This is a genomic window from Rhodocista pekingensis, assembly GCF_042665545.1.
GTDB lineage: Bacteria > Pseudomonadota > Alphaproteobacteria > Azospirillales > Azospirillaceae > Rhodocista > Rhodocista pekingensis.
In genome coordinates, this window is sequence record NZ_JBHTCM010000004.1 from 216,205 (window position 1) to 240,314 (window position 24,110).

Below are 24,110 nucleotides of genomic sequence, written 5' to 3' on the forward strand. Positions count from 1 at the left end.
ACCGCCGTCGCCGGGGGCCGGCGGTCCGGATCAGGCCTGCTCCTCCTGCGCCATCTCCTCGGCCAGTTCGCCGGCAAGGTCGGCGAACAGCCAGCCGTCCGCCGTCAGGCCCTGGTTCTCGCAGATGCGCACGAAGACCCGGTAGGCGTGCAGGATCGCCACGTCCAGCACGGCTTCGTCGCCCTCCTCGCTGTGGCGGTCGCGGATCTCCCGCTCCTCCAGGCTGCCCAGCACATCCATCTCGGCTGCCTGCAACACCGCTTCCATGGCACGTTTGTGGAGGTTCGACATTCCGGTATTCCTTCTTCGACTGATCGCCCGCTCGTCCGCGCGCGCCAGCCTTCCGTCCGGACAGGGACAGGGCGCGGGGCAGCCCTGATAACAGGCTGCCGTCCTGCCGTGGACTGCCGATTTCCAGAGGCAGCCCTGCCGGCCCGCAGAAGACACACCCGTGCACCCGCCGGTCATCGCCGACCGGCCGCCAGATCAGTGTGCCGCAGGACGCGGCCTTTCGGATGGGAGAAAGGGTGGCTCAGGCCTCCCGGGGGGGCGGGCTGGGGGACAGCATCTCCAGAACCTGCTGCCAGTACTGGATGCGGTCAGCCTTGCGGGTCTTCTCCGCTTCCGCGAGATAGCGCCGGGCGGTGTCCGCCGCGCCCACCCCCCACAGCCGGAGCAGGGCGTCGGCCTGGCGCTGGACGGGATCGTGGGCGGTCTTAGAGGGCATGGGGCTTCTCTGTGCCGGCGGTGCAAGTTGCCGGCGGGGCGCCGGACCGGCCCCGCAAGCAATGACGGTCATCTACAGATGGTCATCGCCGGGGACCTCAACAAGCAGAGCCGGGCCGGGTTCTGACCCTGCTTTTGCGCATTTCAGGCCCGAAGATGCGGAAATGCTCCGCAATACCGCCCGTCCTTTCCCCTCGCGGGCCCGGGTCCGCAGGGCGGATGGGCTTGTGGCCGGAACGGCGACCGGCGCCGGCGCGCGGCTACACTGCCGTCCTTCCCTTCCGCTCCGGAGACGACCCCGCGTGACCGACAGCCCTCCCGACAGCCATCCTGGCAGGCCCGCCCCCGACGACTCCGCCGCGCCGGAGCGCCCCTGGCTCGGCGACATCCTGGCCGCCCTGGCGCCGGGGCCGTCCGGCTGTCGGGTGCCGGTGCCGCCGAACTGGAGCCAGGGCCGCGCCGGCTTCGGCGGGCTGGTCACGGCGCTCTGCGTCGAGGCGATCCGGCGGGAGACGGGGGAGGCGGCTCCCCTGCGTTCCCTCACCATGGCCTTCATCGGCCCGGCGCTGGGGGAGATCGACATCCAGGTCCGGCCGCTGCGCCGGGGCCGCACGGCCAGCTTCATCGAGGCGACCGTCGTCACCGGCGGCGGGCAGGAGGTGGCGGCCAGCCTGACCGCCTGCTTCGGGCCGGAGCGCGAGTCCCGTCTGACCCTGGAGTCGCCGCGGCGCGCGTCCCTGCCCGACCCCGCCGCCGGCATGCGCCTGCCGCCGCTGCGCGGCATGGGGCCGGTCTTCCTCGGGCAGTTCGACGTGCGGGTGGTGCGCGGCGTGCCCTTCGGCGGCGGCGCCGAGGCGGAGATCGAGTGGTGGACCCGCCACCACGACCCGGCGGCACGGACCAGCGAGGCCGGCCTGATCGCCGCGCTGGACGTGCTGCCGCCGGCCGCCTCGGCCCGGCTGCGCGGGCTGGTGCCGGTGGCGAGCCTGACCTGGTTCATCGACTTCCCCGGCGGCCTGCCGGCGGCGGGGCCGGCTCCGGCCGTGCTGCCCGTCGCGACGGGGGCCGACCCGGCGGGCGAGGATGCCGGCCCCGGCTGGGTCCTGACCCGCAGCAGCGCCGACCATGGCGGCGGCGGCTTCAGCGGTCAGGCCATGGCGAGCTGGTCCGCCGACGGCCGCCTGCTGGCGCTCCACCGGCAGTCGGTGGGGATCTTCGGGTAGGCCGGGGCCGGGCGTTGCCCGGTCTCAGGTGCAGGGCCGTCGGACAGGGCCGGGGGAGGGGGAGTGTCAGGCCGCCCGTGGCCGGATGCGCTCCAGCGAGCCGGCCAGGTCCGCCCGGGCGCGGCACAGGTCAAAGGCGGTCTGGAGGTTCAGCCAGCTCTGGGCGTCGGTGCCGAAGTACCGGGCCAGCCGCAGGGCCGTGTCGGCCGTGATTTCCCGACGGCCCTTCACGATTTCGCTGATCCGGTTGGGCGGCACCTCGATGGCCCGCGCCAGGGCATAGGCGCTCATCCCCAGCGGCCGCAGATAGTCCTCCAGAAGTGTCGTGCCGGGATGGATCGGCGCGATGCGGCCGGCGCCGGGTTCCACCAGATCGGTAAGGTCGAGGTCGTCCAGGTCCTCGCGGCGGATGCTCATCATCGACCCCCGTGATAGTCGCAGAATTCCACGTCCTCGGCATGCTGCCCGCTCCAGCGGAAACAGATCCGCCACTGGTCGTTGACCCGGACCGAGTGCTGCCCCTTCCGCGATCCCTTCAGCGCTTCCAGCCTGTTTCCGGGAGGGGCGCGCAGGAACTGCAATGTCGCCGCCGCGTCGATCTGGTCCAGCTTCCGCTTGGCGACGGAAGCAACGTCGGCCGGAACGCCTTTCGGCACCAGTCCCTTGAACAGGGCTGCCGTCCGTCGGTCGGCGAAGGAGAGGATTATGGAGGGAGGATGCCGTGCGCTCCTGTGTACGTCAAGCGTACATAGTCCGGCGGCAAGGTCGGCGCAAAGAGGCGCCCTGAAACGCGGATGAACACGGATCTTCACGGATGAACGCGGATTGTGTCTTTCGTCTTTCCCGTGTCCATCCGTGGGCCGGCGCCGCCGGCATCCGTGTTCATCCGTGTCTGGAAAGACTATGAGAAATACGGGAAGACTTTCAGGCGTCCCCCATCGTCTGCGCGCAGGGTGCGGATAATCCGCCTCCCTCCGGACAGAAGAAACCCCGGGCGCGGCGGTCAGGCCGCGCCCGGGGTGAAGGCAGGAACGCTCCGGCTGGCGCGGGGCTCAGCTACAGCCGGTCGTCGAGCCGCAGGTATCGCACTTGAGGCAGGTGCCGTTGCGCACCAGGGTCATGTTCCCGCATTCGGGGCAGGGATCGCCCTCATAGCCCTTGGCGCGGGCCTCCTTGACCCTCTCCAGCCGGGCGTCGCTGCTGCTCTCCCGGTGGTAGTGGACGGTCGTGGTGGTGGTCGTCGTCGTGCCGCCGCCGGCGAAGGCGGTGGCCGGGCGGGCCGTCTCCGTGCCGGTGGCGGCATAGGCGACGGGGGCCGCGACGCTCTCGAACGCCTGCACCGCCTTGCCGGCGGCCCCGCCGGGCAGCACGCGCAGGTTGGAGCGGACATAGCCCGTGCTGGCGACGCGCGCCACCACGTCCAGCGTCTCCTTCGTCACCCGCGCGGCGGACTCCGGCAGCTCGGCCTGGCGCTCGCCGCGGCCCATCGTGTCGGGCAGCAGGTCCTCCGGCGTGGCGTGCGCCAGATCGTTGCGGCCGAGGTAGGAGATCGCCAGCTCGCGGAACACGTAGTCCAGGATGGAGGTCGCCATCTTGATGGCGTCGTTGCCCTGGACCATGCCCGACGGCTCGAAGCGGGTGAAGGTGAAGGCCTCCACATACTCCTCCAGCGGCACGCCGTACTGGAGGCCCAGCGACACGGCGATGGCGAAGTTGTTCATCATCGACCGGAAGGCGGCGCCCTCCTTGTGCATGTCGATGAAGATCTCGCCCAGCCGGCCGTCCTGGTACTCGCCGGTGCGCAGATAGACCTTGTGCCCGCCGACCATGGCCTTCTGGGTGTAGCCCTTGCGCCGGTGCGGCAGCTTCTCCCGCTCGGTCTGGCGGATCACCTTCTCCACCACCCGCTCGACGATGCGCTCGGCGATCAGGGGCGCGCGCGCCGCGGCCGGGGCCTCGACGATGCGCTCGACCAGCGTCTCCTCCTCGGCCGTCTCCTCCTCGTCCTCCTCCAGCACCTGCGCGTTCAATGGCTGGCTCAGCTTCGAGCCGTCGCGGTAGAGTGCGTTCGCCTTCAGGCCCAGGCGCCAGGACAGCAGATAGGCGTCCTTGCACTCGTCCACGCTGGCGTGGTTGGGCATGTTGATGGTCTTGGAGATGGCGCCCGAGATGAAGGGCTGCGCCGCCGCCATCATGCGGATGTGGCTCTGGGTGGAGAGGTAGCGCTTGCCGATCTTGCCGCACGGGCTGGCGCAGTCGAACACCGGCAGGTGCTCGTCCTTCAGGCCCGGCGCGCCCTCCAGCGTCATCGCCCCGCAGCAGTAGACGTTGGCGGCCTCGATCTCGGCCTTGGCGAAGCCCAGGAAGGCCAGCATGTCGAAGCCGAAATCGTCCAGCGCCGCCTGCGGAATGCCCAGCGTCTCGGTGCAGAACGCCTCGCCGAAGGTCCAGCGGTTGAAGGCGAACTTGATGTCGAAGGCGGAGCCCAGAGCCGCTTCCAGCTTCTCCAGTTCGGCGTCGCCGAAGCCCTTGGCCCGCAGCTTGTCGTGGTCGATGCCGGGCGCGCCCTGCAACGTGCCGTGGCCGACCGCGTAGCGCTCGATGCGGGTGATCTCCTCGGGCGCGTAGCCCAGCCGGGACAGGGCCTCCGGCACGGCGCGGTTGATGATCTTGAAGTAGCCGCCGCCGGCCAGCTTCTTGAACTTCACCAGCGCGAAGTCGGGCTCGATGCCGGTGGTGTCGCAGTCCATCACCAGCCCGATGGTGCCGGTCGGGGCCAGCACCGTGGCCTGCGCGTTGCGGAAGCCGTGCGCCTCGCCCAGCGCCAGCGCCCTGTCCCAGGCGGCCTTCGCCGCGTCCATCAGATCGCCGTCCGGGATGTCGTCGGCGCGCAGCGCCACCGGCAGCACCGACAGATCCTCATAGCCCGAGCGGGCGCCGTGGGCGGCGCGGCGGTGGTTGCGGATGACCCGCAGCATCGCCTCGCGGTTCTGCGCGTAGCCGGGGAAGGGGCCCAGCTCCTGCGCCATCTCGGCGGAGGTGGCATAGGCGGTGCCCGTCATGATCGCCGTGATCGAACCGCAGATGGCGCGCCCTTCGGCCGAGTCGTAGGGGATGCCCGACGCCATCAGCAGGCCGCCGATGTTGGCGAAGCCCAGGCCCAGCGTGCGGTACTCGTAGGACAGCCGGGCGATCTCCCGCGAGGGGAACTGCGCCATCAGGACGCTGATCTCCAGCACCACGGTCCACAGCCGGCAGGCATGCTCGAAGGCCGGAATGTCGAAGCTGCCGTCCGTCCGGCGGAACTCCATCAGGTTGATGGACGCCAGATTGCAGGCCGTGTCGTCCAGGAACATGTACTCGGAGCAGGGGTTCGAGGCGTTGATCCGCCCCGAGGCCGGGCAGGTGTGCCACTCGTTGATGGTGGTGTCGAACTGCACGCCCGGATCGGCCGACTGCCACGCGGCATAGGCGATCTTGTCCCAGAGCGCGCGGGCCTTCAGCGTCCGCGCCGGCTTGCCGTCGGTGCGCCGGATCAGCGTCCAGTCGGCATCCGTCTCGACCGCCTCCAGGAAGCCGTTCGGGATGCGGACGGAGTTGTTGGAATTCTGGCCGGAGACGGTCAGGTAGGCTTCCGAATCCCAGTCGGTGTCGAACACCCGGGTGTCGAAGTCCGTGTAGCCCTGGCCGGCGAGCTGGACGGCGCGCTGGATGTAGTTCTCGGGGACCAGCGCCTTGCGCGCGGCGATGATGGCGCGCTTCAGCGCCTTGTTCTTCTGCGGGTCCAGGCGCTCCGCATCGGGGCCGAAGCCCTCGGTGCAGGCGGCCATGACCAGGGTCAGGTGCTTGCGCACGGTCTTGGAGCCGGTGACCAGCGCGGCCACCTTCTGCTCCTCCGCCACCTTCCAGTCGATGTAGGCCTCGATGTCCGGGTGGTCGAGATCCACCGTCACCATCTTGGCGGCGCGGCGGGTGGTGCCGCCCGACTTGATGGCGCCCGCGGCGCGGTCGCCGATCTTCAGGAAGGACATCAGGCCGGACGACTTGCCACCGCCGGACAGCTTCTCGCCCTCGCCGCGCAGGCGGGAGAAGTTGGTGCCGGTGCCGGAGCCGTACTTGAACAGGCGCGCCTCGCGGACCCACAGGTCCATGATGCCGCCCTCGTTCACCAGATCGTCGTCGACGGACTGGATGAAGCAGGCGTGCGGCTGCGGATGCTCATAGGCGGTTTCGGACTTCACCAGCTCGCCGGTGCGGAAGTCCACGTAGAAGTGGCCCTGGCTGGGGCCGTCGACGCCATAGGCCCAGTGGATGCCGGTGTTGAACCACTGCGGCGAGTTCGGCGCCGCCATCTGGCGCGCCAGCATGAAGCGCAGCTCGTCATAGAAGGCGCGGGCGTCCGCCTCGCCGTCGAAATAGCCGCCCTTCCAGCCCCAGTAGGCCCAGGTGCCGGCCAGCCGGTCGAACACCTGCCGGGCCGAGGTCTCGCTGCCCGTGCGCTTCTCCGCCGGCAGGGCGGCCAGCGCCTCCTCGTCCGCCACATGGCGCCAGAGGAAGGAGGGGACGGTGTTCTCCTCCACCGGCTTCAGGGCGGCGGGCACGCCGGCCTTGCGGAAGTACTTCTGGGCCAGGATATCGCAGGCGACCTGGCTCCAGTCGGCCGGCACCTCGACATCCTTGAGCTGGAAGACGACCGAGCCGTCGGGGTTGCGGATCTCGCTGGTCGCGCGGCGGAAGCCGATGCCTTCGTAGGCGTCCTGTCCCTCGGTGGTGAAGCGTCGCTCAAATCGCATGGCGCCCCGTGCCTCTCTCGATCCGCGTTTCAGGAAAGGGGAACGGCCGCGCGCGACCAGCGCCTCCGGCACCGCCTCCCCAAGATGCTGTGTGTAACGGAAGCGTAAGCCACGAGTTCTCGTGCGGCAACGAGATTTTGTGGCCCGAAACGGCCGGACACACCGCTTATAGGGTTGACAGGGACTCGGCCCGGAAAGGGCGCCGTGGTCCGGGGCCACCCGGCCGGAAGCCGCGGCAATCCTCGGCCCGCGGCGACCGGACCGGCGGCGGGCGGGGTGGTGCCGGAGTCGCGTCTGCGGCGGAACGGACGGGGGGCACGCGGGGCTTTTCATCTGCAAGGAAGGATGGCAGGGTGCGGCGGCCAGGGCGGCACGCCCGTTCACCCCCATAGGATTATGGACTCCTCCTTCGACACCGCCCGCGAGGCCGCCCGGTCCGAACCGACGCCGACGGCCGGGGGCTCGGAGACGGCGCGGCCGTCCCTGTCCGCCCGGGCCAGGACATGGTCCGGCATCGCCAGCTTCGTGATCCTCGTCATCCTGGCCGTCGTGGCCGTCCGCCATGTCATGCATGAGGTGGATGTCGCGGATGTCTGGGCCTACCTCGACGCGCTGCCGCTCTGGAAGGTGCTGGAGGCCCTGGCCCTCACTGCGGCCGGCTACATGGTGCTGACCCTCTACGACGTGTCGGCGCTGCGGTACCTGAACCTCCGGGTCCGCTATCCCACGGTGGCGCTGGCCAGCTTCGCCGGCTACGCGATCTCCAACAATGTCGGCTGGGCCGTGATCAGCGGCGGCTCCGTCCGCTACCGGGTCTATTCGGCGGCGGGCCTGTCGGCGGGGACGATCGCCAAGGTCGTCGTCTTCTCCACCACCACCTTCACCCTGGGCGTCAGCTTCACCGGCTCCATCGGCATGCTGGTGGGTCCGCATCCGGTGGCCTCGCTGCTCTCCCTGCCGGAATGGCTGGTGCAGGTGCTGGCCGGGGTCACGCTCGCGGGGCTGCTGGCGCTCTGCGTGCTGGCGGAGGTGACGCGCAAGCCGGTGAAGGTCTGGCGCTGGTCGTTCCAGCTTCCGTCCTCGGGGCTGATGCTGGCCCAGATCGCCATTGCCTCGCTGGAGATCCTGATCGCCGGTGCCGCGCTCTGGCTTCTGCTGCCGCAGACCCATGGCGCCAGCTTCATGGAGTTCCTGGGTATCTACTGTGCAGCCCTGGTCGTCGCCATGGTCAGCCACATCCCCGGCGGTCTGGGCGTGTTCGAGACGATCCTGCTGCTCGGCCTGTCGGCCCAGGGCTCTGCGGGCGGCGTGCTCGGCGCGCTGCTGGCCTATCGCTTCATCTACTATGTGCTGCCGCTCGTCGTGGCCGGCATGCTGCTGGCGGCATGGGAACTGAAGACGGCCTCCGGGCCGGCTGCGGCGCTGCGCGCCCTGTCCCGGCGGGTCTTCAACCGGGAGTCCTGATCCCCATCTTTCCGGTCAGGTCGCGGCCGTCCCGGGTGCACCGGAGTGGACGGGGGCGCCCCGGGGTGCCATAGTCCGCCGCGACCGGCGGGCCGCCTCGCGCCGCCCGACCTCCGACCCGTGGATTGGACTGTCCAGGACATGGCCCAGCAGGAACGCATTTCCCTTGTCACCCGGATGGCGAACGTCGCCATCAACGTCCTGACCTGGCGGCGCGGCCAGCTCGTGGGGACCGACAAGTTCGGCAACCGCTACTTCTTGGAGCGCAAGGCGCGTCCCGGCACCCGCCGCCGCCGCTGGGTGCTCTTCAACGGCGAGCCGGAGGCGACGAAGGTGCCGCCCGAATGGCACGGCTGGCTGCACTACACGATGGATGCGCCGCTGCCGGAGAACAGCCCCTTCCACAAGCCCTGGGTGAAGGAGCACCAGCCCAACCGCACCGGCACGGTGAACGCCTACCGGCCGCCGGGGCACATGCTCCAGGGCGGCCAGCGGGCGCGCGCTACGGGTGACTACGAACCCTGGACGCCGAGCTGACGCGCCAGCGCCCTTTCCCTGTCTTCCGGCCCTCCCCGGCGGGGGCCCGTACCGTCTGAAGAGTCCGCATGCGCAGGAACGTCATCGAAACCGTGCTGGGCGCCGTCGTGCTCGTGGTGGCCGGCTTCTTCCTCTTCTTCGCTTACCAGTCCAGCAATGTCCGGACTGTCAGCGGCTACAGGCTGGAGGCCCGCTTCTCCAGCACCGGCGGCTTGCAGCCCGGCGCGGACGTCCGCATCAGCGGCGTGCGGGTCGGCACGGTCGTCAACCAGTACCTGGACAAGCAGACCTTCCAGGCCGTGCTGGTCCTGGAGGTGGACACCTCCGTCCGCCTGCCGGAGGACACGACGGCCATCATCGCCAGCGAGAGCCTGCTGGGCGGACGCTTCCTCGATCTCCAGCCCGGCGGGGCGGAGGATCTGCTGAACCCTGGCGACCGCATCCAGTACACCCAGTCCGCGGTGAACCTGGAGGATCTGCTGGGCCGCTACATCTTCAGCAGCGGCCAGGGGGGCGGGCAGCAAGGTGGGGGCCAGCAGGGCCAGCAACCGGCGGAACCGCCGTCGGGCGGCCTGCTCGGCGGGGGGAAGTAGCGTGTCCGGCGCCCGTCCGCCGGGCCCGGCCCAGTCCTGGGATGCCGACCGCTACGCGCGGGACTTCGGCATCGTCGCGGAGCTGGGCCGCCCGGTCCTGGACCTGCTCGACCCGCGCCCGGGCGAGCGCATCCTGGACCTCGGCTGCGGCGACGGGGCGCTGACCGCGGAACTGGCTGCCCGCGGCGTGGCCGTCGTGGCGGCGGACGCCGATCCCGACATGGTCCGCGCCGCCTCGGCGCGCGGCCTCGCCACCCGGGTGGTGGACGGCCATGACCTGCCGTTCCAGGCGGAGTTCGACGCCGTCTTCTCCAACGCCGCCCTGCACTGGATGCGCGATCCCGACCGGGTGATCGCCGGCGTCGCCCGCGCCCTGCGGCCCGGCGGCCGCTTCGTGGCCGAGATGGGCGGGGCCGGCAACGTTGAGACGGTGCGGAACGCCCTGGTGGCGGCGCTGGACGCCCGCGGTCTGGACGGGGCGGCGGCCGATCCCTGGTTCTTCCCGACGGTGGAGGATTATGCCGGGCGGCTCGCCCGCGCGGGTTTCGCTGTGCGCTCCATCACCCTGATCCCGCGCCCCACCGATCTGGCGGCCGGCATGCGCGCCTGGCTGGAGACCTTCGCCGGCGCGTTCACCGCGCGGCTGCCGGCGGCGGAGCGGGGCGCCTTTCTGGACGAGGTCACGGCGGCGCTGGCGCCGGTGCTGCACCGGCCCGACGGCTCCTGGTGGGCCGACTATGTCCGCCTGCGCTTCCAGGCGGTGAAGGCGGGACCCTGACCGCCGGCAGTGCAACGTAAAAGGACCGCCGGCCTGCGGACAGCCTCCATGATTTTACCGGAATCGGGGTTCAGACCGGTCCGATGGGCGGCAAGCTGAGGACCCGGCAAGCTGAGGACAAGGACAGTGGTGAGCGTCAGGTTCACGGGCGTCAGGTTTACGACAGGCAGGGCCCGGGGCGGTTTCCCCGCGGGCATGGGGACCGGAAGCTGGGTCGTCGCGCTGGCTCTGCTGGGGGCCGTCGCGGCCGCCGGCCCGGCCCGGGCGCAGATTTCCTTGCAGCCCCGGGTCGAGCAGCCGCCGCAGCCGGAGGCGCCCTCCTCGGCCCCGCGTCAGCTCACGCCGCCACCGGCCGCGCCCGACCCGGCGCCGCAGGTGCTCACGCCTGTCCCTCCGCCGCCCGCTGCCCTGGATGCCCCGGAGCAGCCCGGTTCCGCGCCGGTCGCCCCCCCGGCGCCGACCCCCGAGGCGGTCCCGCCGGCTCTGCCGGACGCGCCCGCTCCCACCGTCCCGACGGAGACGCCGACGGAGGCGCCGGCCGCCCCCGCCCAGCCTCCGGCCGCCCCCGGGGAGACTCAGCCGGAAGACGGGGCGTCCGACGCCGGTGCCCTGACCCCGGGGAGCCTGGGCCTGCGCCGGCTGCCGCCGGCACCCGCCGCCCCGCAGCGCAGCTTCGAGGAGATGCCGGTCGCCCTCCTGCGCGGCCTGGACAAGATCACGGGCCGCGCCTCCTCCTTCGAGGCGAAGGTGGGGGAGGTGGCGCGCTTCGGCCAGCTTCTGGTGCATGTCCGCGCCTGCCGCGAGGCGCCGCCGATCGAGCCGCCGGAATCGGCGGCCTTCCTGGAGATCACCGAACTGCGCCCGGACGAAGGGGCGGTGCCGCTGTTCTCGGGCTGGATGTTCGCCTCCAGCCCGGCGCTCTCGGCGCTGGAGCACCCGGTCTACGATGTCTGGGTGATCGATTGCAGGAAGGCGGAGACGAGCGCCGCCTCGTCCCCCGCGGACTGAAAGCGCGCCGGCCGGCGCAACGCCGCCGTCAGCAGGGCCTTGTAGCGGGCGCGCGGGATTTCGACGGAGCCGAACTGCGCCAGGTGTTCCGTGACGAACTGCGTGTCCAGCAGGATGTAGCCACCGGCCTTGAGCCGCGCGACCAGATGCACGAGGGCCACCTTGCTGGCGTCCGTCTCGCGGGAGAACATGCTTTCCCCGAAGAAGGCGGCGCCCAGCGCCACCCCGTACAGGCCGCCGACCAGCCGGTCGCCCGACCAGCATTCCACGGAATGGGCGAAGCCCAGTTCGTGCAGGCGGCAGTAGGCGGCCAGAATCTCCCCGTTGATCCAGGTCTGCGGCCGGCCGGGGCCTGATTCCGCGCAGGCTTCCATGACACCGCGGAAATCGCTGTCGCAGCGCACCGTGAAGGGCTGCTGCCGCACCGTCCGGCGCAGCCGCCGCGGCACATGGAAGCCGTCGAGCGGCATGATCCCCCGCATCGGCGGGTCGAACCACATCAGTTCGTCCGAGGCGGCGCTCTCCGCCATCGGGAAGATCCCGGCGGCATAGGCGCGCAGCAGCAGGTCCGGGGTCAGCATCATGTCCATGGCTCTGGCCGGAACAACCGTGCCCGGCACTCGGGTATGTTACCACATTCACATTTCACGAAAGTTTTTCAAGACCGAGACACGGGTGTCGCCGTCGCCGACCTAGGGTCCGGGTCTCTGTCCGGTGTCGGGCGGCCGGTTTCGGGCGGAATGCACGGCCAACCCGCCGGGGAATGGGCCCCGCGGGTCCGTAATCCTTTTCATGATCCGGAGTTCGAGAGATGACCGACGCTGCGCTGACGGCATCCGGCGCTTTCACGTTCGGCCCCCTTTCCCGTTCCGACGCGGCCCCGCGCCGCAGCATCCTAACAAAACTCTCCCTCGTCGGCCTGCTTGCCAATGTCCAGATCGGTACGCGCATCGGGCTGCTCGTCATCATCGCCCTGCTCACGGTGCTGCTGACGGCGGGTCTGTTCGTCCTGGGCGATGCCCGGATGCAGAACGCTACCGAGCGGATGGCGGCGTTCAACGCCTTTGCCGAGGCCTCGGCGGGGCTGGAGCGGCAGGCCATGGAACTGCAACTGGTGACTCAGGGCTTTCTCCGCGCCCGCGACGCGGGTCTGGCGGAGTCCCTGCGCACCACGTTGGCCCAGGTCGATGCCAGCGTCGAGCGGATGCGGGCGCTGCCGGCCGCCGGCGGCAGCCGGGAGACGCTGGACGCCATCGGTGCCCGCCTCCAGGGCGTCGGCACGGCGTTCGAGACGGTGCTGGCGACCATGCGCAGCATCGGCTTCACCGACCAGGACGGGCTGCGCGCCCGCATGCTGGCCTCCGTCGCACTGGCCGACCAGGAGCTGCGCAAATGGCCACCGACGCTGGCGGCGGAGCTGTACATCTTCCTGGCGGAGATGCGCAATGCGGAGAAGTCCTTCCTGATCTCCGAGGATGAGAGCTTCCTCGGCCTGCACCGTCGCGCCTACAACCAGTTCGATTTCCAGCTTCCCGCCTCGCAGCTCGACGAGGCGACGAAGACGGATCTCGGGGCCCAGGTCCGCGCCTACCGCAACGACCTCGTCGCGCTCGGCGGCACCGTGGCCCGGCTGAAGGCGGAGGCTTCCGCCCTGACCGCCGCGCTCGGGGAGCTGCGGCCGCTGTTCGATGCCCTGTTCGCCTTCACCCGCGACGGCACCGCTGCCGCCAAGGCAGCCGAACTGTCGATCCGCGAGCAGACGCGGGTGGCGACGCTGGCCGTCGGCGGCGTGCTGCTGCTGCTGTTCCTCGGCCTGTCGCTGCTGCTGCTGCGCTCCATCACCCGGCCGCTGGCGCAGATCGAGGCGGCCATGCGGACCCTGGCCAAGGGCGAGCGCCTGTCCGTCATCCCCGGCATCGGCCGGCGCGACGAGATCGGCGCCATGGCCCGCGCCATCGACGTGTTCCGCCGCAACGCGGAGGAGGTGGACCGCCTGAAGGCGGAGGACATGCGGCGCGAGCGGGTGCGCAAGCAGGCCTTCGAGACCCGCCTGTCGGAGCTGGCCGCGGCCCTGGAGCAGGAGGTGGCCGCCACCGTGGAGGCCGTGCTGGCGGAGGCGGCGGACATCGCCCGGCTGGCCGAGGGGATGGAGGATGCGGCCCGGCGTACCGGCGAACAGTCGCGCGTCGTTGCCGGTGCTGCGCAGGACGCCACCGGCAACGTGCAGACCGTCGCCGCGGCGACGGAGCAGCTTGCCGCCAGCTCGCGGGAGATCGGCCGGCAGGTCAGCACCGTCGCCGACATGGTGACGAAGGCGGTGCAGCGCGGGGCGGAGACCCAGCGCATCGTCGGGCGGCTGGCCGATGCCGCCCGCAACATCGGTCAGGCCACCGAGCTGATCTCAAGCATCGCCAGCCAGACCAATCTGCTGGCGCTGAACGCCACGATCGAGGCGGCGCGGGCCGGGGAGGCGGGCAGGGGCTTCGCCGTCGTGGCGGGAGAGGTCAAGACCCTGGCCGGCCAGACCGGCAAGGCGACGGAGGAGATCACGGGCCAGATCGCGGCGGTACAGTCCGCCACGGCGCAGGTGATCGAGGACATGGACAGCCTGCACGAGGTGATCCGGCGGATCGACGGCATCGCCGGCATCATCAGCGCCTCCGTCGGCGAGCAGGGCAGCGCCACGGAGTCCATCAGCGCCAGCGCCGCCAGTGCCGCGGGCGGCACCATCGAGGTGTCCGACCGCATCCAGGCGGTGGCGGAGGATGCCGGCCAGACCGGTCAGCTCGCCCGCGACCTCGCGGCCCGCGCCAGCCAGGTGACGGCCCAGGTGCAGCAGCTCCGCGAGCGTCTCGCCGGCATCCTGGACGGCAGCCGGCAGGCGGTCTGAGGCACGGGGTCTCGCGGGAATGACGAAGGGCCGCCTCCCGGTCGGGGAGGCGGCCCTTCTCGTGGGACCGGATGGCGGCGCGGCTCAGGTGCGGCGCTTGATCCACTCCTCCATCCACTTGATGTCGTAGTTGCCGGCGACGAAGTCGGGCTCGGAGATGATCCGCTGATGCAACGGGATGGAGGTGTCCACCCCGTCGATCACGAACTCGCCGAGCGCCCGGCGCAGCCGCATCAGGCATTCGGTGCGGTTGTTCCCGTGGACGATCAGCTTGGCGATCATGCTGTCGTAGTGGGGCGGCACGCGGTAGCCGTCATAGAGCGCGGAATCCACCCGCACACCCAGCCCGCCCGGCGCATGGTACTGCCGGATCAGCCCTGGGGACGGGGTGAAGGTGTCCGGGTGCTCGGCGTTGATGCGGCACTCGATGGAGTGGCCGTTGAAGCGGATGTCCGCCTGGGTGTAGCCCAGCGGCTGCCCGGCGGCGACCCGGATCTGCTCGCGCACCAGATCGACGCCGGTCACCATCTCGGTGATGGTGTGCTCGATCTGGAGGCGGGTGTTCATCTCGATGAAGTAGAACTGCCCGTTCTCGTACAGGAACTCCATCGTGCCGACGCCGCGGTAACCCAGCGACTGGGCCGTGCGGGCGGCCAGAGCGCCGATCCACTCCCGCTGCTCGACCGTGAGCGCGGGCGAGGGGGCTTCCTCGATCACCTTCTGGTGCCGGCGCTGGACCGAGCAGTCGCGCTCGCCGAAATGCACGACGGTGCCGTAGTTGTCGCCGAGAAGCTGGATCTCGATGTGGCGGGGGTTCGCCAGATACTTCTCGATGTAGACCTGATCGTTGCCGAAGGCGGCGCGCGCCTCGCCGCGGGCGAGCTGATAGGCCTCGCGGAGCTGGTCGCGGTTCCAGGCCACCTTCATGCCCTTGCCGCCACCGCCCGCCGCGGCCTTGATCAGGATCGGATAGCCGATCTGCTCGGCCACCGCCGAGGCGTCCTCGAAGTCACGCACCGGCCCGTCCGAGCCGGGGACACAGGGCAGGCCCAGCTCGATCACCGTCTTCTTGGCGGTGACCTTGTCGCCCATGATCCGGATATGCTCCGGCGTCGGGCCGATCCAGGTGAAGCCGTGCTCGATCACCATCTCGGCGAACTGGGCGTTCTCGGCCATGAAGCCGATGCCCGGATGGATGGCGTCGGCCCCCGTGATGGTGGCCGCCGACAGGATCGCCGGGATGTTGAGATAGCTGTCCTTGGAAGCCGCCGGCCCGATGCAGACGCTCTCGTCGGCCAGCCGGACATGCATGGCGTCAGCGTCGGCGGTGGAATGGACCGCGACCGTGCGGATGCCCATTTCCTGGCAGGCGCGGTGGATGCGAAGGGCGATCTCGCCGCGGTTGGCGATCAGGACCTTCTCGAAAAGAGCGTCGGAGGACATGCCGTGGTCACTCGATGACCAGAAGGACTTCACCGAACTCGACCGGCTGCGCGTCCTCGACCAGGATCTGGGTCACGGTGCCGGCCTTCGGGGCCTTGATCGGGTTCATCACCTTCATGGCTTCGATGATCAGCACGGTCTGGCCGGCCTTCACCGTGTCGCCCTGGCGGACGAAGGGGGCGGCGCCCGGCTCCGGTGCCGCGTAGGCGGTGCCGACCATGGGCGACTTCAGCGCCCCCGGGTGCGCCGCCGGCGGGGCGGCGGGGACCGGGGCTGCCGGCGCGGGTGCCGGTGCGGCGGCGGCGACCACCGGGGCCGCCTGGACCACCGTCTGCGCCGCCAGCGACTGCCGCGTCATCCGGATGCGGCGGTCGCCCTCGGCGTACTCGATCTCCGTAAGGCCGGTTTCCTCCAGCAGGTTCGCCAGCTTACGGACGAACTCGCTGTCCAAGTCGAAGGTGCTCATGTCGTGCAGTCCTGTCCCCCTGCGGCTCCGGTCAGGCTGCGCCGGGCGCGTCGATCAGCCGGGCGACGGCCTCAAGCGCCAGGATGTAGCCATGCGAACCGAAGCCGCAAATGACCCCGCGCGCGACCGTGGACACATGGGAATGGTGTCGGAACGGTTCGCGGCGGAAGATGTTGCTCAAATGCACCTCGACCACGGGAAGATCGACCGCCTGGAGCGCGTCGAGTATGGCGATGGAGGTGTGGCTGTATGCCCCGGCGTTGATCAGGATCGCGTCATGCTCGCCGCGCGCCTCCTGGATCCAGGTGACAAGCTCGCCTTCGTGGTTGGACTGGCGGAAGTCGATGTCCAGTCCGAGCCGGGCCGCCGTCTCCTGGCAGGAGGCTTCGATGTCGTCGAGCGTCTCCGAGCCATAGATATGCGGTTCCCGCGTGCCGAGCAGGTTCAGGTTGGGCCCGTTCAGGACAAGCACGGAAGGCTGGATCGCCACGGAAGTCGCTTTGTTCAGATGTCGCCGGAAGCGGGCCGTTTATAGCACGGCGCGGCCCGAGGGCAATGCTCATCGGGCCGCATCGACCCTTGATCAGCCCTGCTTTTCCTTGGCCGCGGCGCGTGCGGTCTTGAACAGCTCCAGGAACGTGTCCTTCTCGATGGCGCCGGGAACCAGCGTATCGCCGATCACGAAGGCCGGGGTGCCCTGGATGCCCAACTGGCGGGCGAGCGCCAGATTGGCGTCGATCTCCGCCTGCACGGACGGGCTCTCCATGTCCTTGCGCAGCTTCGCCACGTCCAGGCCGGCCTTCTCGGCGATCTGCATCACCGTGTCCTCGTCCAGCCGGCCCTGGTGCTGCATCAGCGCCTCGTGCAGGGGGGCGTAGCGGTCCTGGGCGCGGGCGGCCAGCGCTGCCTTGGTGGCGACGACCGAACCGGGCCCCAGAATCGGGAATTCCTTCAGCACCAGCTTGACCTTGCCGTCCTCCTTGAGGGCGGCGTTGCGCTCCGGCTGGCTGTGCTTGCAGTAGCCGCACTGGTAGTCGAAGAACTCGACCAGCACGATGTCGCCCTTGGGGTTGCCCAGCACCGGCGAAGCCTTGCTGGCGGTGAGCTGCTCCCGGTTGGCCCGGATGGCCTCCACCGTGGCGGCCGCGCTCTCGTCCTGCTGCTTCTTCTCCAGCGCCTGCACGGCTTCCAGGATGATCTCCGGGTTGGCCAGCAGGTACTCACGCACGATCTGCTCCACCGCCTTGCGGTCGAGGGGCTCGGCGGCCGACGCGGGCAGGGCGGCGGTGCCGAGGAGACAGGCGGCCAGCAGGGCGGCGGCAACGGAAGAACGGCGGACCATCGGGGACTCCTGGGGAAGGGCGGCGCCACCTTGCGCGAGCCCGCATCCCGACGCAAGGGGATGGGGAAAAGGGACAGGGCAGGGATCGGATGCGATTGCGGCGGCAGCAAGGCATGTTCCCGGCGGCCGGCTGTGCAAGCTGGCCGGCCGGGATCAGCCGTTGCGGTCGGTCGGTCGGCTGTCCACCATGACCCGGATGTCCTGCGCCCTGATCCACTCGGGCGAGCCGGCGGGCAGGAGCTGTTCTGCCCGGTCGGCATGGAACTTCGCGGCCCGCACGTCACCCCGGGCCAGCGCCTCCTCGGCCATGGAGTAGGCCAGCAGGGGCTGGTTGTCGGCGCGGCTGTAGGCGCTCGCCAGCAGCCGCCAGATGAAGGAGGAGTAGCGTTCCTTCAGCGCCGCTGCCTGGAGGTTGGCGATGGCCTCGTCCAGCAACCGGTCGTCCTGCACCTCCAGCAGGGCGTGCGCCAGGGCCGAGCGGAGCAGGCCCGACTCCGGCAGCAGTTCCACGGCGCGGCGGTAGGAAGGCACGGCCTCCGCCGCCCGGCCGTTCTCGAACAGGATCTGTCCGCGCAGCTCGTGGAAGTAGGGGTTGGTCGGCTCCGCCGCCAGCAGCCCGTCCAGGATTTCCAGCGCCTTGCCGATCTCGCCCTTCTGATAGAGCCCGATGGCGCGGCCGTAGCGGCCGGCCACGCTGCGGTCGGCCTCGGTGTAGCGGCGCAGGGCCAGATCGGGGCGCAGGAAGCCGACCAGCTTGGCCTTCATGCGCGCATGCATCTCCGTGAACTCCGCCGGCAGCGGGGAGTCGGAGTGCTTCGATTCCCGCTCGACGAAGTGCTTGATCACCTCGATACGGTTGCGGGTCAGCGGGTGGGTGCGGACATACTCGACCTGCCGGCTCTCCGGCACCAGTTCCTGGCTCGCCAGCTTCTCCATGAAGGCCAGCAGCCCGCGGGAGGACCAGCCGATCTTCTCCAGGGTGGACATGGCGAATTCGTCGGCCGATCCCTCCTGGGTGCGGGAGAAGGAGAAGAAGGTCCGCCGCGCCAGTTCCTGGCCGCCGGCGATGACGCCGGTGCCGACGTCGCCGCGGCCCGATCCGATGGCCGCCGCGAGGCCCAGCAGCATCGCCAGCGAGGCCACGGTGCTGGCATCCTCGATGGCGTCGCGGCTGCGCGCCAGATGGCCGCCGGCGATGTGGCCCGTCTCGTGCGCCAGCACCCCGATGACCTGCGAGGCATCGGTGCTTTCCATCAGAAGTCCGGTGTGGACGAAAATATTCTGTCCGCCCGCGACGAAGGCATTGAGCGAATCATCCTTGATGAGACCGATCGTCACGGCCTCGGGGATGATACCTGATGCCTTGAAAAGCGGGGTGGTATAGGCCTTCAGGATGTGCTCGATTTCCGCATCGCGGATGAAGCTGAGCTGGCGTTGCGCCATGGCGGGCTGAACCGCCAGCAGAACCGAGACAACCCAGGCCACGGCCGCGTAGGCGAGCCGCTTCGGATACGGACCCATGATGCTTTCCTCCGGCGTGACGCCGTCCCGCGATGATCAGCACGAAAAATCTGGCGAAGGAAGGGCGGATTTTCGAGGGCAGGTGCTGCACGGACCCGGTTGCTGGGACCCGTCCCGGCGCGGGCGGGTCGCTCCCTTCATGGTGATGGAGGTGCTGCGCGCCGCCAACGAGCGTCAGGCGGCGGGCGGTGACGTGCTCCATCTGGAGATCGGCCAGCCTTCCACCTCCGCCCCGCGCGGGGTGGTGGCGGCGGCGCATGCGGCCCTGGACCGGGAGGCGATCGGCTATACCGATGCCATGGGCCTGCCCGCCCTGCGCGACGGCATCGCCCGCTGGTACCGCGACCGCTACGGCGTTTCTGTTCCGGCCGAGCGCATCGCCGTTACGACGGGATCGTCCTGCGCCTTCCTTCTGAGCTTTCTCGCCGCCTTCTCGCCCGGCGACCGGGTGGCGCTGGCGGCGCCCGGCTATCCCGCCTACCGCAACATCCTCACGGCGCTGGACCTCGTGCCGGTGGAGATCCCGGCCGGCCCGGAAACCCGCTTCCAGCCGACGGTGGAGCACCTCCAGGCGCTGGACCGGCCGGTGCGCGGCCTGATCGTCGCCAGCCCCAGCAATCCGGCCGGCACCATGCTGGCCCCGGCGGAGCTGAAGCGCCTGTCCGACTGGTGCGCGGAGAACGGCGTGCGCCTGATCTCCGACGAGCTGTACCACGGCATCGACTTCGGCAGCGTGCCGCCGGCCACGGCCCTGTCCTTCGGCGACCGGGCGCTGGTGATCAACAGCTTCTCCAAGTATTTCAGCATGACCGGCTGGCGCCTGGGCTGGATGATCGTTCCGCCGGAGCTGCTGCGCGCCGTGGAATGCCTGGCGCAGAGCCTGTTCATCTCGCCGCCGGCGCTCTCGCAGTTCGCCGCCATCGCGGCCTTCGACTGTACCGAGGAGCTGGACGGCCATGTCGCCCGCTACCGGCGCAACCGCGACCGGCTGATCGAGGAGCTGCACGGGGCGGGCTGGACCCGGCTGGCGCCGGCGGATGGGTCCTTCTACCTCTACGCTGACGTCTCGCACCTGACCGACGACAGCCAGGTCCTCTGCCGCCGACTGCTGGCGGAGACGGGGGTGGCGATCACGCCGGGCGTGGATTTCGACCGCGAGCGCGGCCACCGCTATGTCCGGCTGAGCTTCGCCGGCAGCGAGGCGGACGTGGTCGAGGCCGGCCGCCGCATCCGCGCCTGGACACCCTGACGGGGACGCCAGCTTCCGGAAAAGAAGAAGCCGCGGCGACCGGAGGGTCGCCGCGGCTTTTTTCTGCCCGCCCGCCCGGGGATCAGGCGCCCAGGTCGGACACCATCTCCGGATGGGTGAAGCGGAACCCTTCCACCCCGCTGAAATAGCCGTTGGAGAAGGGGGCGAAGGTGACCAGCCGCTCCAGCTCCTTGTAGGCGTCGATGGCCGGCATCCGGCCGTCCATGACGTCACGGAACAGCGTGGCGACCGCCACCATGTCCACATCGTGCGGCCACAGGCGGAAGTGGCTGACGCCGATCTCCCGGAGCTGGGCCAGCTCCGCGATCAGGTTGCAGATCGTGTAGGAGATCGTCTCCGTACCGTTGACGGCCAGGAACTTCTGGCCCTCCAGCGTCTCCACCGTCATGCCGTCCGGATCGTCGGCGCAGACATACTGGCAGCCGTCGCGGTGCAGGTCGCGGCTGCGGGCGTGGTAGCAGCGCGAGGACACGGCCAGCGGCAGCCGGCCGAACACCTGCACCTCCAGCTCCGCCTGCGGTGCGGCCTTGGCCAGCGCCGCGATGGAGGTGGCCGGCAGCTCGCAGGGCAGGGCGACGCGGACGGCTCCCTTGCCCAGGGCGTAGTTCAGCGCGCCCTCGTTGTAGATGTTCACGAACGGGCCGACGATGTGCGGCTTGCCTTCCAGCATGCGCATGGTCGAGACGTCGTTCGCCTCGATCATCACCTCGGCCGAGGCCGCCGTCTCGCGGAGCTGCTTCAGCTCGCGGCTCGCCATGATCAGGGACAGCGTGGACAGCACGACGGTCTTGCCGCCGCGCTGGAGCTTCTCGATCAGTTCCGGGATCGCGGGCTCGAAGAAGGGCGTCCGCTTGGAGCAGATCACCTCACCGATATAGACGACATCCACGGGCGCCTCGTCGGCGATCCGCTTGTAGAAGTCGATCTTCTTCTCCGTCGGCCAGTTGAACAGGATCGGGCCGAGCGTGAGAACGGGCCGGGACACGGTCATTGCCTTACTTCCACTTCCTTTGCAGGGCGCCCGTCGTGGTCCGCGAGCCTTCGGTGTAGGCCGTCAGCACGTCCTCCGGCACCGGCTCGCCACGCGCCACCGCGTCCACCGCCCGGCGGAACGCCTGGACGACGCTGGTGACGTAGGCGCGGCCGCGCTGGCGTCCCTCGATCTTCAGGGCCGTGACCCCCGCCTTCATCAGTTCGGGGATCATGGCGACGGCGTTCAGCGAAGCCGGATCCTCGAACACATGGTAGGGCTTGCCGTCCACGACGAACTTGCCCTTGCACAGGGTCGGATAGCCGGCCGGCTCGTCGTCGCGGAAGGCGTTGATGGTGAACTCGCCCAGCCGCATGAAGAGCGTGTCGTTCTCCTGCTTGTAGTGCACACACTCCGCCGGCGAGCAGACGCCGTTCATGTTCGGCGACCGGCCGGTGGCGTAGGAGGACAGGCTGCACCGGCCCTCCGCCATCACGCACAGGCCGCCGAAGGCGAACACCTCCGTCTCGACGCTGATCTCGGAGTTCAGCTTGGCGATCTCCTCGATCGTCAGCACGCGCGGCAGCACCACGCGCTTCACCCCGAACTGCTCCTGGTAGAAGGCGATGGAGTCCGCGTTGGAGGCGGAGGCCTGGACCGACAGGTGCAGGCGCAGGTTCGGATGGTGGCGCGAGGCGTGGTCCAGCAGGCCGATGTCGGCCAGGATCACGGCGTCCACGCCGGCCTTCTCCGCCTCGGCCAGGGCCTTGTGCCAGGGCCCGGGATTGCCGGCCGTGGGGAAGGTGTTGATCGCGACATAGACCTGGCAGCCGCGCTGGTGCGCGTAGGCCACGCCCTGCGCCAGATCGGCCGGGGTGAAGTTCAGGCCCGGGAAGTTGCGCGCGTTCGTCTCGTCACGGAAGCCGACATAGACGACATCCGCGCCGGCATCGACGGCGCTGCGCAGGGCGGCGGGGGTGCCGGCCGGGCAGACCAGCTCCAGCGGGGTGAGCGCCTCGTGGCTCCGGGGCGCGGACAGGGTGCCGGCCGGCCCGGGCGCGGGCCGTGCAAGGGTCGGTGCCGTCATTTCGGGCTCCGCAGCGAATCGGGATGAAGGGAATCGGCGTCGGCGGCGTACCGGCTGCCCCGGCGGCGGAGCAGGCCGCCGGCCATGTCGAGCAGGCGCAGCGCCGGGTTGCCGAGCGGCCCCAGCGCGGAGCGCACCTCCTCGATCATGTCGAGGCCGGCCCCGTCCAGCGCGTTGCGCAGGACGACCACCGCCCGCGTGTCACCCTCGACGGAGAGGTCGCGGGAGAAGAACAGGGCGTCGCCGTCCAGCGTGCCGTCCACCAGCCCGATCAGCACGTCCAGCCGGCCGCGGATGCGGGACTTCGGTTTGATCACCGCCCACTTGGCATCCAGGCAGCGGACGCTCAGGTGGTTGTTCTCCAGGCGGACGAGGAACGCCATCGGCAGATCGATCGGGTCGATCACGACCGTGTCGGACCCGAGATCCGCCAGCGCCTCCAGAATGCCCGGATGGCGGTGGGTCAGGTGGTTGATGGCGAGGCCGATCGCCGGCTGCAACACGGCGGCGGGCAGGACGCGCATCACCGCCGCGGCGGCAGCGATCTGGTCGGCCGTCAGGGTGGTGCTGTGCCCGCTGGCGCCGCCGGCATCCGACCAGACCGCAGGTGAAGTTCCTGTCATGGGGAGTAAAACCGCTTACGGACGGACCGGCCGGGGCATCCGGCACGGTGGGTCGAACCCCGAGAAGACAGGCCCCCCGACGAATCGTCAAGGTCCCGCTGCCGGGGCTCTTTGCGGTATTATGCCGCAAAGAAGTAAGTTACGGGAAGGGCACAATATTCTGTTCGAAGTCGCGCCCGGCGACCCCGTTTCCCGCTCCGACGTTGCTTGCGGTTCCGTACCGGCGCTGCGACTCATTCTTGGTATCTGGCTTGGTGTTGGGCTTCCCAGGACCGTCCGGTGCCAGGCCCCTCCTTGCGTCACAGCCCCGTCAGGAATCCGATCAGCGCCTCGTTGACCGCCTCGGGCGCCTCCTGCTGCACCCAGTGCCCGGCGCCGGGCAGGATGTGCCGGCCGCGCAGGTCCAGGCAGGTATCGTCGAGCTGCTGCACCGCCTTGTCCAGGCCGGGCATCTTCAGCACGCCGTCCTCTGCGCCGGCGATGAACAGCGCCGGCACCCGGATGCGGGCGCCGGCCCAGGCGGCCGTCAGCTCCCAGGTCCGGTGCAGGGTGCGATACCAGTTCAGACCGCCCCGGAATCCGGTGCGGGCATAGGTCTGCGCATAGCGCGCCAGATCCTCCTCAGCCAGCCAGCCGGGCAGGGCATCGGGCCGCGCGCAGGCCTCCACGATCGTGCGGCCGGGCGGGATCATCGCCGGCCAGCCCGCGCCCGTGGCCGCGGCGGCACCGCTGGCGCTGTAGAGCAGGCGCAGGAAGGTCTCGCGCGGGTCTGCCTCCAGCTCCCGCTCGGCCTGCCCGGGCTCCTGGAAATAGACCATGTAGAAGCGCTCCAGCCCCATCGCCCGCAGCAGCGTGATCAGGCTGACGGAGCCGCGCGGCGAATAGGGCACCGACAGGCCGGCGACGGCGCGGAAGCGGTCCGGGCGGAACAGGGCGCACTGCCAGGCCACCGGCGCCCCCCAGTCGTGGCCGACGATGACGGCCTGCTCCTCGCCCAGCGCCTCCAGCAGCCCGACCATGTCGCCCGTCGTGTGCAGCAGGGTGTAGGCCTCCACCGCCTCCGGCGCATCGGTGTCGCCGAAGCCCCGCATGTCCGGCGCGACGACGCGGAACCCGGCCGCGGCCAGGGCTGGAAGCTGGTGGCGCCAGGACCAGGACAGTTCCGGCCAGCCGTGGCAGAGCAGGACCAGCGGTCCTTCGCCCATCTCCAGATAATGCATGCGGATGCCGTTCGTCTGGGCGAAGCGGCTCTTCGGCCCGTCCATGCTCTCCTCCCGTCCCGTTCTGCCGTCATTCCCGCGGCTTGGCCCCAGCATAACGGGGCCGGCGGTAGATCGGCGAGGGGCCTTGCGCCGGGCGCGGGGCGGAACGCGGCC

23 protein-coding genes are annotated in these 24,110 nt (G+C 70.2%); 8 read left to right on the forward strand and 15 right to left on the reverse strand.

Annotated features, from left to right (window positions below; translation table 11 throughout):
• Positions 1–30 precede the first annotated feature (30 nt).
• Complete coding sequence (locus tag ACFQPS_RS01590) at positions 31–291, reverse strand: hypothetical protein (protein ID WP_012566136.1); 261 nt, start codon at positions 289–291, stop codon at positions 31–33.
• A gap of 241 nt (positions 292–532) precedes the next feature.
• The gene (locus ACFQPS_RS01595) at positions 533–727 is read right to left on the reverse strand and encodes a hypothetical protein (RefSeq protein ID WP_377355872.1); all 195 of its coding nucleotides are present in this window, start codon (positions 725–727) and stop codon (positions 533–535) included.
• A 301-nt stretch (positions 728–1,028) separates the two neighbouring features.
• On the opposite strand from ACFQPS_RS01595, the gene ACFQPS_RS01600 reads away from it, so the two are divergent.
• On the forward strand, positions 1,029–1,949 hold the full coding sequence (locus ACFQPS_RS01600; RefSeq protein ID WP_377355874.1) for a thioesterase family protein: 921 nt from the start codon (positions 1,029–1,031) through the stop codon (positions 1,947–1,949).
• A 66-nt stretch (positions 1,950–2,015) separates the two neighbouring features.
• Here ACFQPS_RS01600 and ACFQPS_RS01605 read toward each other — a convergent pair whose 3' ends face one another.
• The 3 genes from ACFQPS_RS01605 to ACFQPS_RS01615 all read right to left on the reverse strand — a co-directional run bounded on the left by ACFQPS_RS01605 (position 2,016) and on the right by ACFQPS_RS01615 (position 6,742).
• Entirely contained in the window at positions 2,016–2,366 is a 351-nt protein-coding gene (locus ACFQPS_RS01605; RefSeq protein ID WP_377355876.1) for a HigA family addiction module antitoxin, read from the reverse strand.
• On the reverse strand, positions 2,366–2,605 hold the full coding sequence (locus tag ACFQPS_RS01610; protein ID WP_465269607.1) for a type II toxin-antitoxin system RelE/ParE family toxin: 240 nt from the start codon (positions 2,603–2,605) through the stop codon (positions 2,366–2,368). Before ACFQPS_RS01610 ends, ACFQPS_RS01605 begins: the two co-directional genes overlap by 1 nt.
• Before the next feature lie 396 nt (positions 2,606–3,001).
• Entirely contained in the window at positions 3,002–6,742 is a 3,741-nt protein-coding gene (locus ACFQPS_RS01615; RefSeq protein WP_377355878.1) for a vitamin B12-dependent ribonucleotide reductase, read from the reverse strand.
• Between the two features lie 396 nt (positions 6,743–7,138).
• Here ACFQPS_RS01615 and ACFQPS_RS01620 point away from each other — a divergent pair, with 396 nt between their 5' ends.
• The 5 genes from ACFQPS_RS01620 (at position 7,139) to ACFQPS_RS01640 (ending at position 11,122) form a co-directional block, all read left to right on the forward strand.
• Positions 7,139–8,206, forward strand: coding sequence for a lysylphosphatidylglycerol synthase domain-containing protein (locus tag ACFQPS_RS01620; protein WP_377355880.1), 1,068 nt, complete (start codon positions 7,139–7,141; stop codon positions 8,204–8,206).
• A 141-nt stretch (positions 8,207–8,347) separates the two neighbouring features.
• On the forward strand, positions 8,348–8,743 hold the full coding sequence (locus ACFQPS_RS01625; RefSeq protein WP_377355882.1) for an NADH:ubiquinone oxidoreductase subunit NDUFA12: 396 nt from the start codon (positions 8,348–8,350) through the stop codon (positions 8,741–8,743).
• 68 nt (positions 8,744–8,811) lie between these two features.
• Positions 8,812–9,336: an outer membrane lipid asymmetry maintenance protein MlaD gene (gene mlaD, locus ACFQPS_RS01630; RefSeq protein ID WP_377355884.1), complete on the forward strand. Its 525-nt coding sequence runs from the start codon at positions 8,812–8,814 to the stop codon at positions 9,334–9,336.
• A gap of 1 nt (position 9,337) precedes the next feature.
• Positions 9,338–10,114 (forward strand): class I SAM-dependent methyltransferase, encoded by a 777-nt coding sequence (locus ACFQPS_RS01635; protein WP_377355886.1) that lies wholly within the window; start codon positions 9,338–9,340, stop codon positions 10,112–10,114.
• A 195-nt stretch (positions 10,115–10,309) separates the two neighbouring features.
• Positions 10,310–11,122 (forward strand): DUF2155 domain-containing protein, encoded by an 813-nt coding sequence (locus ACFQPS_RS01640; RefSeq protein ID WP_377355888.1) that lies wholly within the window; start codon positions 10,310–10,312, stop codon positions 11,120–11,122.
• Here ACFQPS_RS01640 and aat read toward each other — a convergent pair.
• A complete protein-coding gene (gene aat / locus ACFQPS_RS01645; RefSeq protein WP_417715156.1) occupies positions 11,056–11,706 on the reverse strand; it encodes a leucyl/phenylalanyl-tRNA--protein transferase in 651 nt (216 codons plus the stop codon). The two genes, ACFQPS_RS01640 and aat, sit on opposite strands and share 67 nt — an antisense overlap.
• A gap of 227 nt (positions 11,707–11,933) precedes the next feature.
• Here aat and ACFQPS_RS01650 point away from each other — a divergent pair, with 227 nt between their 5' ends.
• Entirely contained in the window at positions 11,934–14,012 is a 2,079-nt protein-coding gene (locus ACFQPS_RS01650; protein ID WP_377355892.1) for a methyl-accepting chemotaxis protein, read from the forward strand.
• Positions 14,013–14,096: 84 nt separating this feature from the next.
• Here the strand turns inward: ACFQPS_RS01650 and accC are convergent, their stop codons facing one another.
• The 5 genes from accC to ACFQPS_RS01675 form a co-directional block, all read right to left on the reverse strand.
• Complete coding sequence (gene accC, locus ACFQPS_RS01655; RefSeq protein WP_377355894.1) at positions 14,097–15,455, reverse strand: acetyl-CoA carboxylase biotin carboxylase subunit; 1,359 nt, start codon at positions 15,453–15,455, stop codon at positions 14,097–14,099.
• Positions 15,456–15,462: 7 nt separating this feature from the next.
• The gene (gene accB, locus ACFQPS_RS01660; protein WP_377355896.1) at positions 15,463–15,921 is read right to left on the reverse strand and encodes an acetyl-CoA carboxylase biotin carboxyl carrier protein; all 459 of its coding nucleotides are present in this window, start codon (positions 15,919–15,921) and stop codon (positions 15,463–15,465) included.
• A gap of 31 nt (positions 15,922–15,952) precedes the next feature.
• Positions 15,953–16,411: a type II 3-dehydroquinate dehydratase gene (gene aroQ / locus ACFQPS_RS01665; protein ID WP_377355898.1), complete on the reverse strand. Its 459-nt coding sequence runs from the start codon at positions 16,409–16,411 to the stop codon at positions 15,953–15,955.
• A 93-nt stretch (positions 16,412–16,504) separates the two neighbouring features.
• On the reverse strand, positions 16,505–17,263 hold the full coding sequence (locus ACFQPS_RS01670) for a DsbA family protein (protein ID WP_377355900.1): 759 nt from the start codon (positions 17,261–17,263) through the stop codon (positions 16,505–16,507).
• A 153-nt stretch (positions 17,264–17,416) separates the two neighbouring features.
• A complete protein-coding gene (locus tag ACFQPS_RS01675) occupies positions 17,417–18,784 on the reverse strand; it encodes a M48 family metalloprotease (protein ID WP_377355902.1) in 1,368 nt (455 codons plus the stop codon).
• 139 nt (positions 18,785–18,923) lie between these two features.
• On the opposite strand from ACFQPS_RS01675, the gene ACFQPS_RS01680 reads away from it, so the two are divergent.
• Positions 18,924–20,033: a pyridoxal phosphate-dependent aminotransferase gene (locus ACFQPS_RS01680; RefSeq protein ID WP_377356624.1), complete on the forward strand. Its 1,110-nt coding sequence runs from the start codon at positions 18,924–18,926 to the stop codon at positions 20,031–20,033.
• An 82-nt stretch (positions 20,034–20,115) separates the two neighbouring features.
• Here the strand turns inward: ACFQPS_RS01680 and ubiV are convergent, their stop codons facing one another.
• The 4 genes from ubiV to ACFQPS_RS01700 all read right to left on the reverse strand — a co-directional run bounded on the left by ubiV (position 20,116) and on the right by ACFQPS_RS01700 (position 23,999).
• Entirely contained in the window at positions 20,116–21,045 is a 930-nt protein-coding gene (ubiV, locus tag ACFQPS_RS01685; protein ID WP_377355904.1) for a ubiquinone anaerobic biosynthesis protein UbiV, read from the reverse strand.
• Between the two features lie 4 nt (positions 21,046–21,049).
• Positions 21,050–22,111 carry a ubiquinone anaerobic biosynthesis protein UbiU gene (gene ubiU / locus ACFQPS_RS01690; protein ID WP_377355906.1) on the reverse strand — a complete coding sequence of 354 codons (1,062 nt, stop codon included), beginning with the start codon at positions 22,109–22,111 and terminating at the stop codon, positions 21,050–21,052.
• On the reverse strand, positions 22,108–22,734 hold the full coding sequence (gene ubiT / locus ACFQPS_RS01695) for a ubiquinone anaerobic biosynthesis accessory factor UbiT (RefSeq protein WP_377355908.1): 627 nt from the start codon (positions 22,732–22,734) through the stop codon (positions 22,108–22,110). The genes ubiU and ubiT overlap by 4 nt, the downstream gene beginning before the upstream one ends.
• A 299-nt stretch (positions 22,735–23,033) precedes the next feature.
• Positions 23,034–23,999, reverse strand: a complete 966-nt coding sequence (locus ACFQPS_RS01700) for an alpha/beta fold hydrolase (protein ID WP_377355910.1) — start codon at positions 23,997–23,999, stop codon at positions 23,034–23,036.
• Positions 24,000–24,110 lie beyond the last annotated feature (111 nt).

What these genes read in the sequence shown, in the direction of transcription:
- ACFQPS_RS01590 (WP_012566136.1), bottom strand. Translation starts at nt 291, where the DNA reads ATGTCGAACCTCCACAAACGTGCCATGGAAGCGGTGTTGCAGGCAGCC.
- ACFQPS_RS01595 (WP_377355872.1), bottom strand. Translation starts at nt 727, where the DNA reads ATGCCCTCTAAGACCGCCCACGATCCCGTCCAGCGCCAGGCCGACGCC.
- ACFQPS_RS01605 (WP_377355876.1), bottom strand. Translation starts at nt 2,366, where the DNA reads ATGAGCATCCGCCGCGAGGACCTGGACGACCTCGACCTTACCGATCTG.
- ACFQPS_RS01615 (WP_377355878.1), bottom strand. Translation starts at nt 6,742, where the DNA reads ATGCGATTTGAGCGACGCTTCACCACCGAGGGACAGGACGCCTACGAA.
- ACFQPS_RS01620 (WP_377355880.1), top strand. Translation starts at nt 7,139, where the DNA reads ATGGACTCCTCCTTCGACACCGCCCGCGAGGCCGCCCGGTCCGAACCG.
- ACFQPS_RS01625 (WP_377355882.1), top strand. Translation starts at nt 8,348, where the DNA reads ATGGCCCAGCAGGAACGCATTTCCCTTGTCACCCGGATGGCGAACGTC.
- mlaD (WP_377355884.1), top strand. Translation starts at nt 8,812, where the DNA reads ATGCGCAGGAACGTCATCGAAACCGTGCTGGGCGCCGTCGTGCTCGTG.
- ACFQPS_RS01640 (WP_377355888.1), top strand. Translation starts at nt 10,310, where the DNA reads ATGGGGACCGGAAGCTGGGTCGTCGCGCTGGCTCTGCTGGGGGCCGTC.
- aat (WP_417715156.1), bottom strand. Translation starts at nt 11,706, where the DNA reads ATGATGCTGACCCCGGACCTGCTGCTGCGCGCCTATGCCGCCGGGATC.
- ACFQPS_RS01650 (WP_377355892.1), top strand. Translation starts at nt 11,934, where the DNA reads ATGACCGACGCTGCGCTGACGGCATCCGGCGCTTTCACGTTCGGCCCC.
- accC (WP_377355894.1), bottom strand. Translation starts at nt 15,455, where the DNA reads ATGTCCTCCGACGCTCTTTTCGAGAAGGTCCTGATCGCCAACCGCGGC.
- accB (WP_377355896.1), bottom strand. Translation starts at nt 15,921, where the DNA reads ATGAGCACCTTCGACTTGGACAGCGAGTTCGTCCGTAAGCTGGCGAAC.
- ACFQPS_RS01670 (WP_377355900.1), bottom strand. Translation starts at nt 17,263, where the DNA reads ATGGTCCGCCGTTCTTCCGTTGCCGCCGCCCTGCTGGCCGCCTGTCTC.
- ACFQPS_RS01675 (WP_377355902.1), bottom strand. Translation starts at nt 18,784, where the DNA reads ATGGGTCCGTATCCGAAGCGGCTCGCCTACGCGGCCGTGGCCTGGGTT.
- ACFQPS_RS01680 (WP_377356624.1), top strand. Translation starts at nt 18,924, where the DNA reads ATGGTGATGGAGGTGCTGCGCGCCGCCAACGAGCGTCAGGCGGCGGGC.
- ubiV (WP_377355904.1), bottom strand. Translation starts at nt 21,045, where the DNA reads ATGACCGTGTCCCGGCCCGTTCTCACGCTCGGCCCGATCCTGTTCAAC.
- ubiU (WP_377355906.1), bottom strand. Translation starts at nt 22,111, where the DNA reads ATGACGGCACCGACCCTTGCACGGCCCGCGCCCGGGCCGGCCGGCACC.
- ubiT (WP_377355908.1), bottom strand. Translation starts at nt 22,734, where the DNA reads ATGACAGGAACTTCACCTGCGGTCTGGTCGGATGCCGGCGGCGCCAGC.
- ACFQPS_RS01700 (WP_377355910.1), bottom strand. Translation starts at nt 23,999, where the DNA reads ATGGACGGGCCGAAGAGCCGCTTCGCCCAGACGAACGGCATCCGCATG.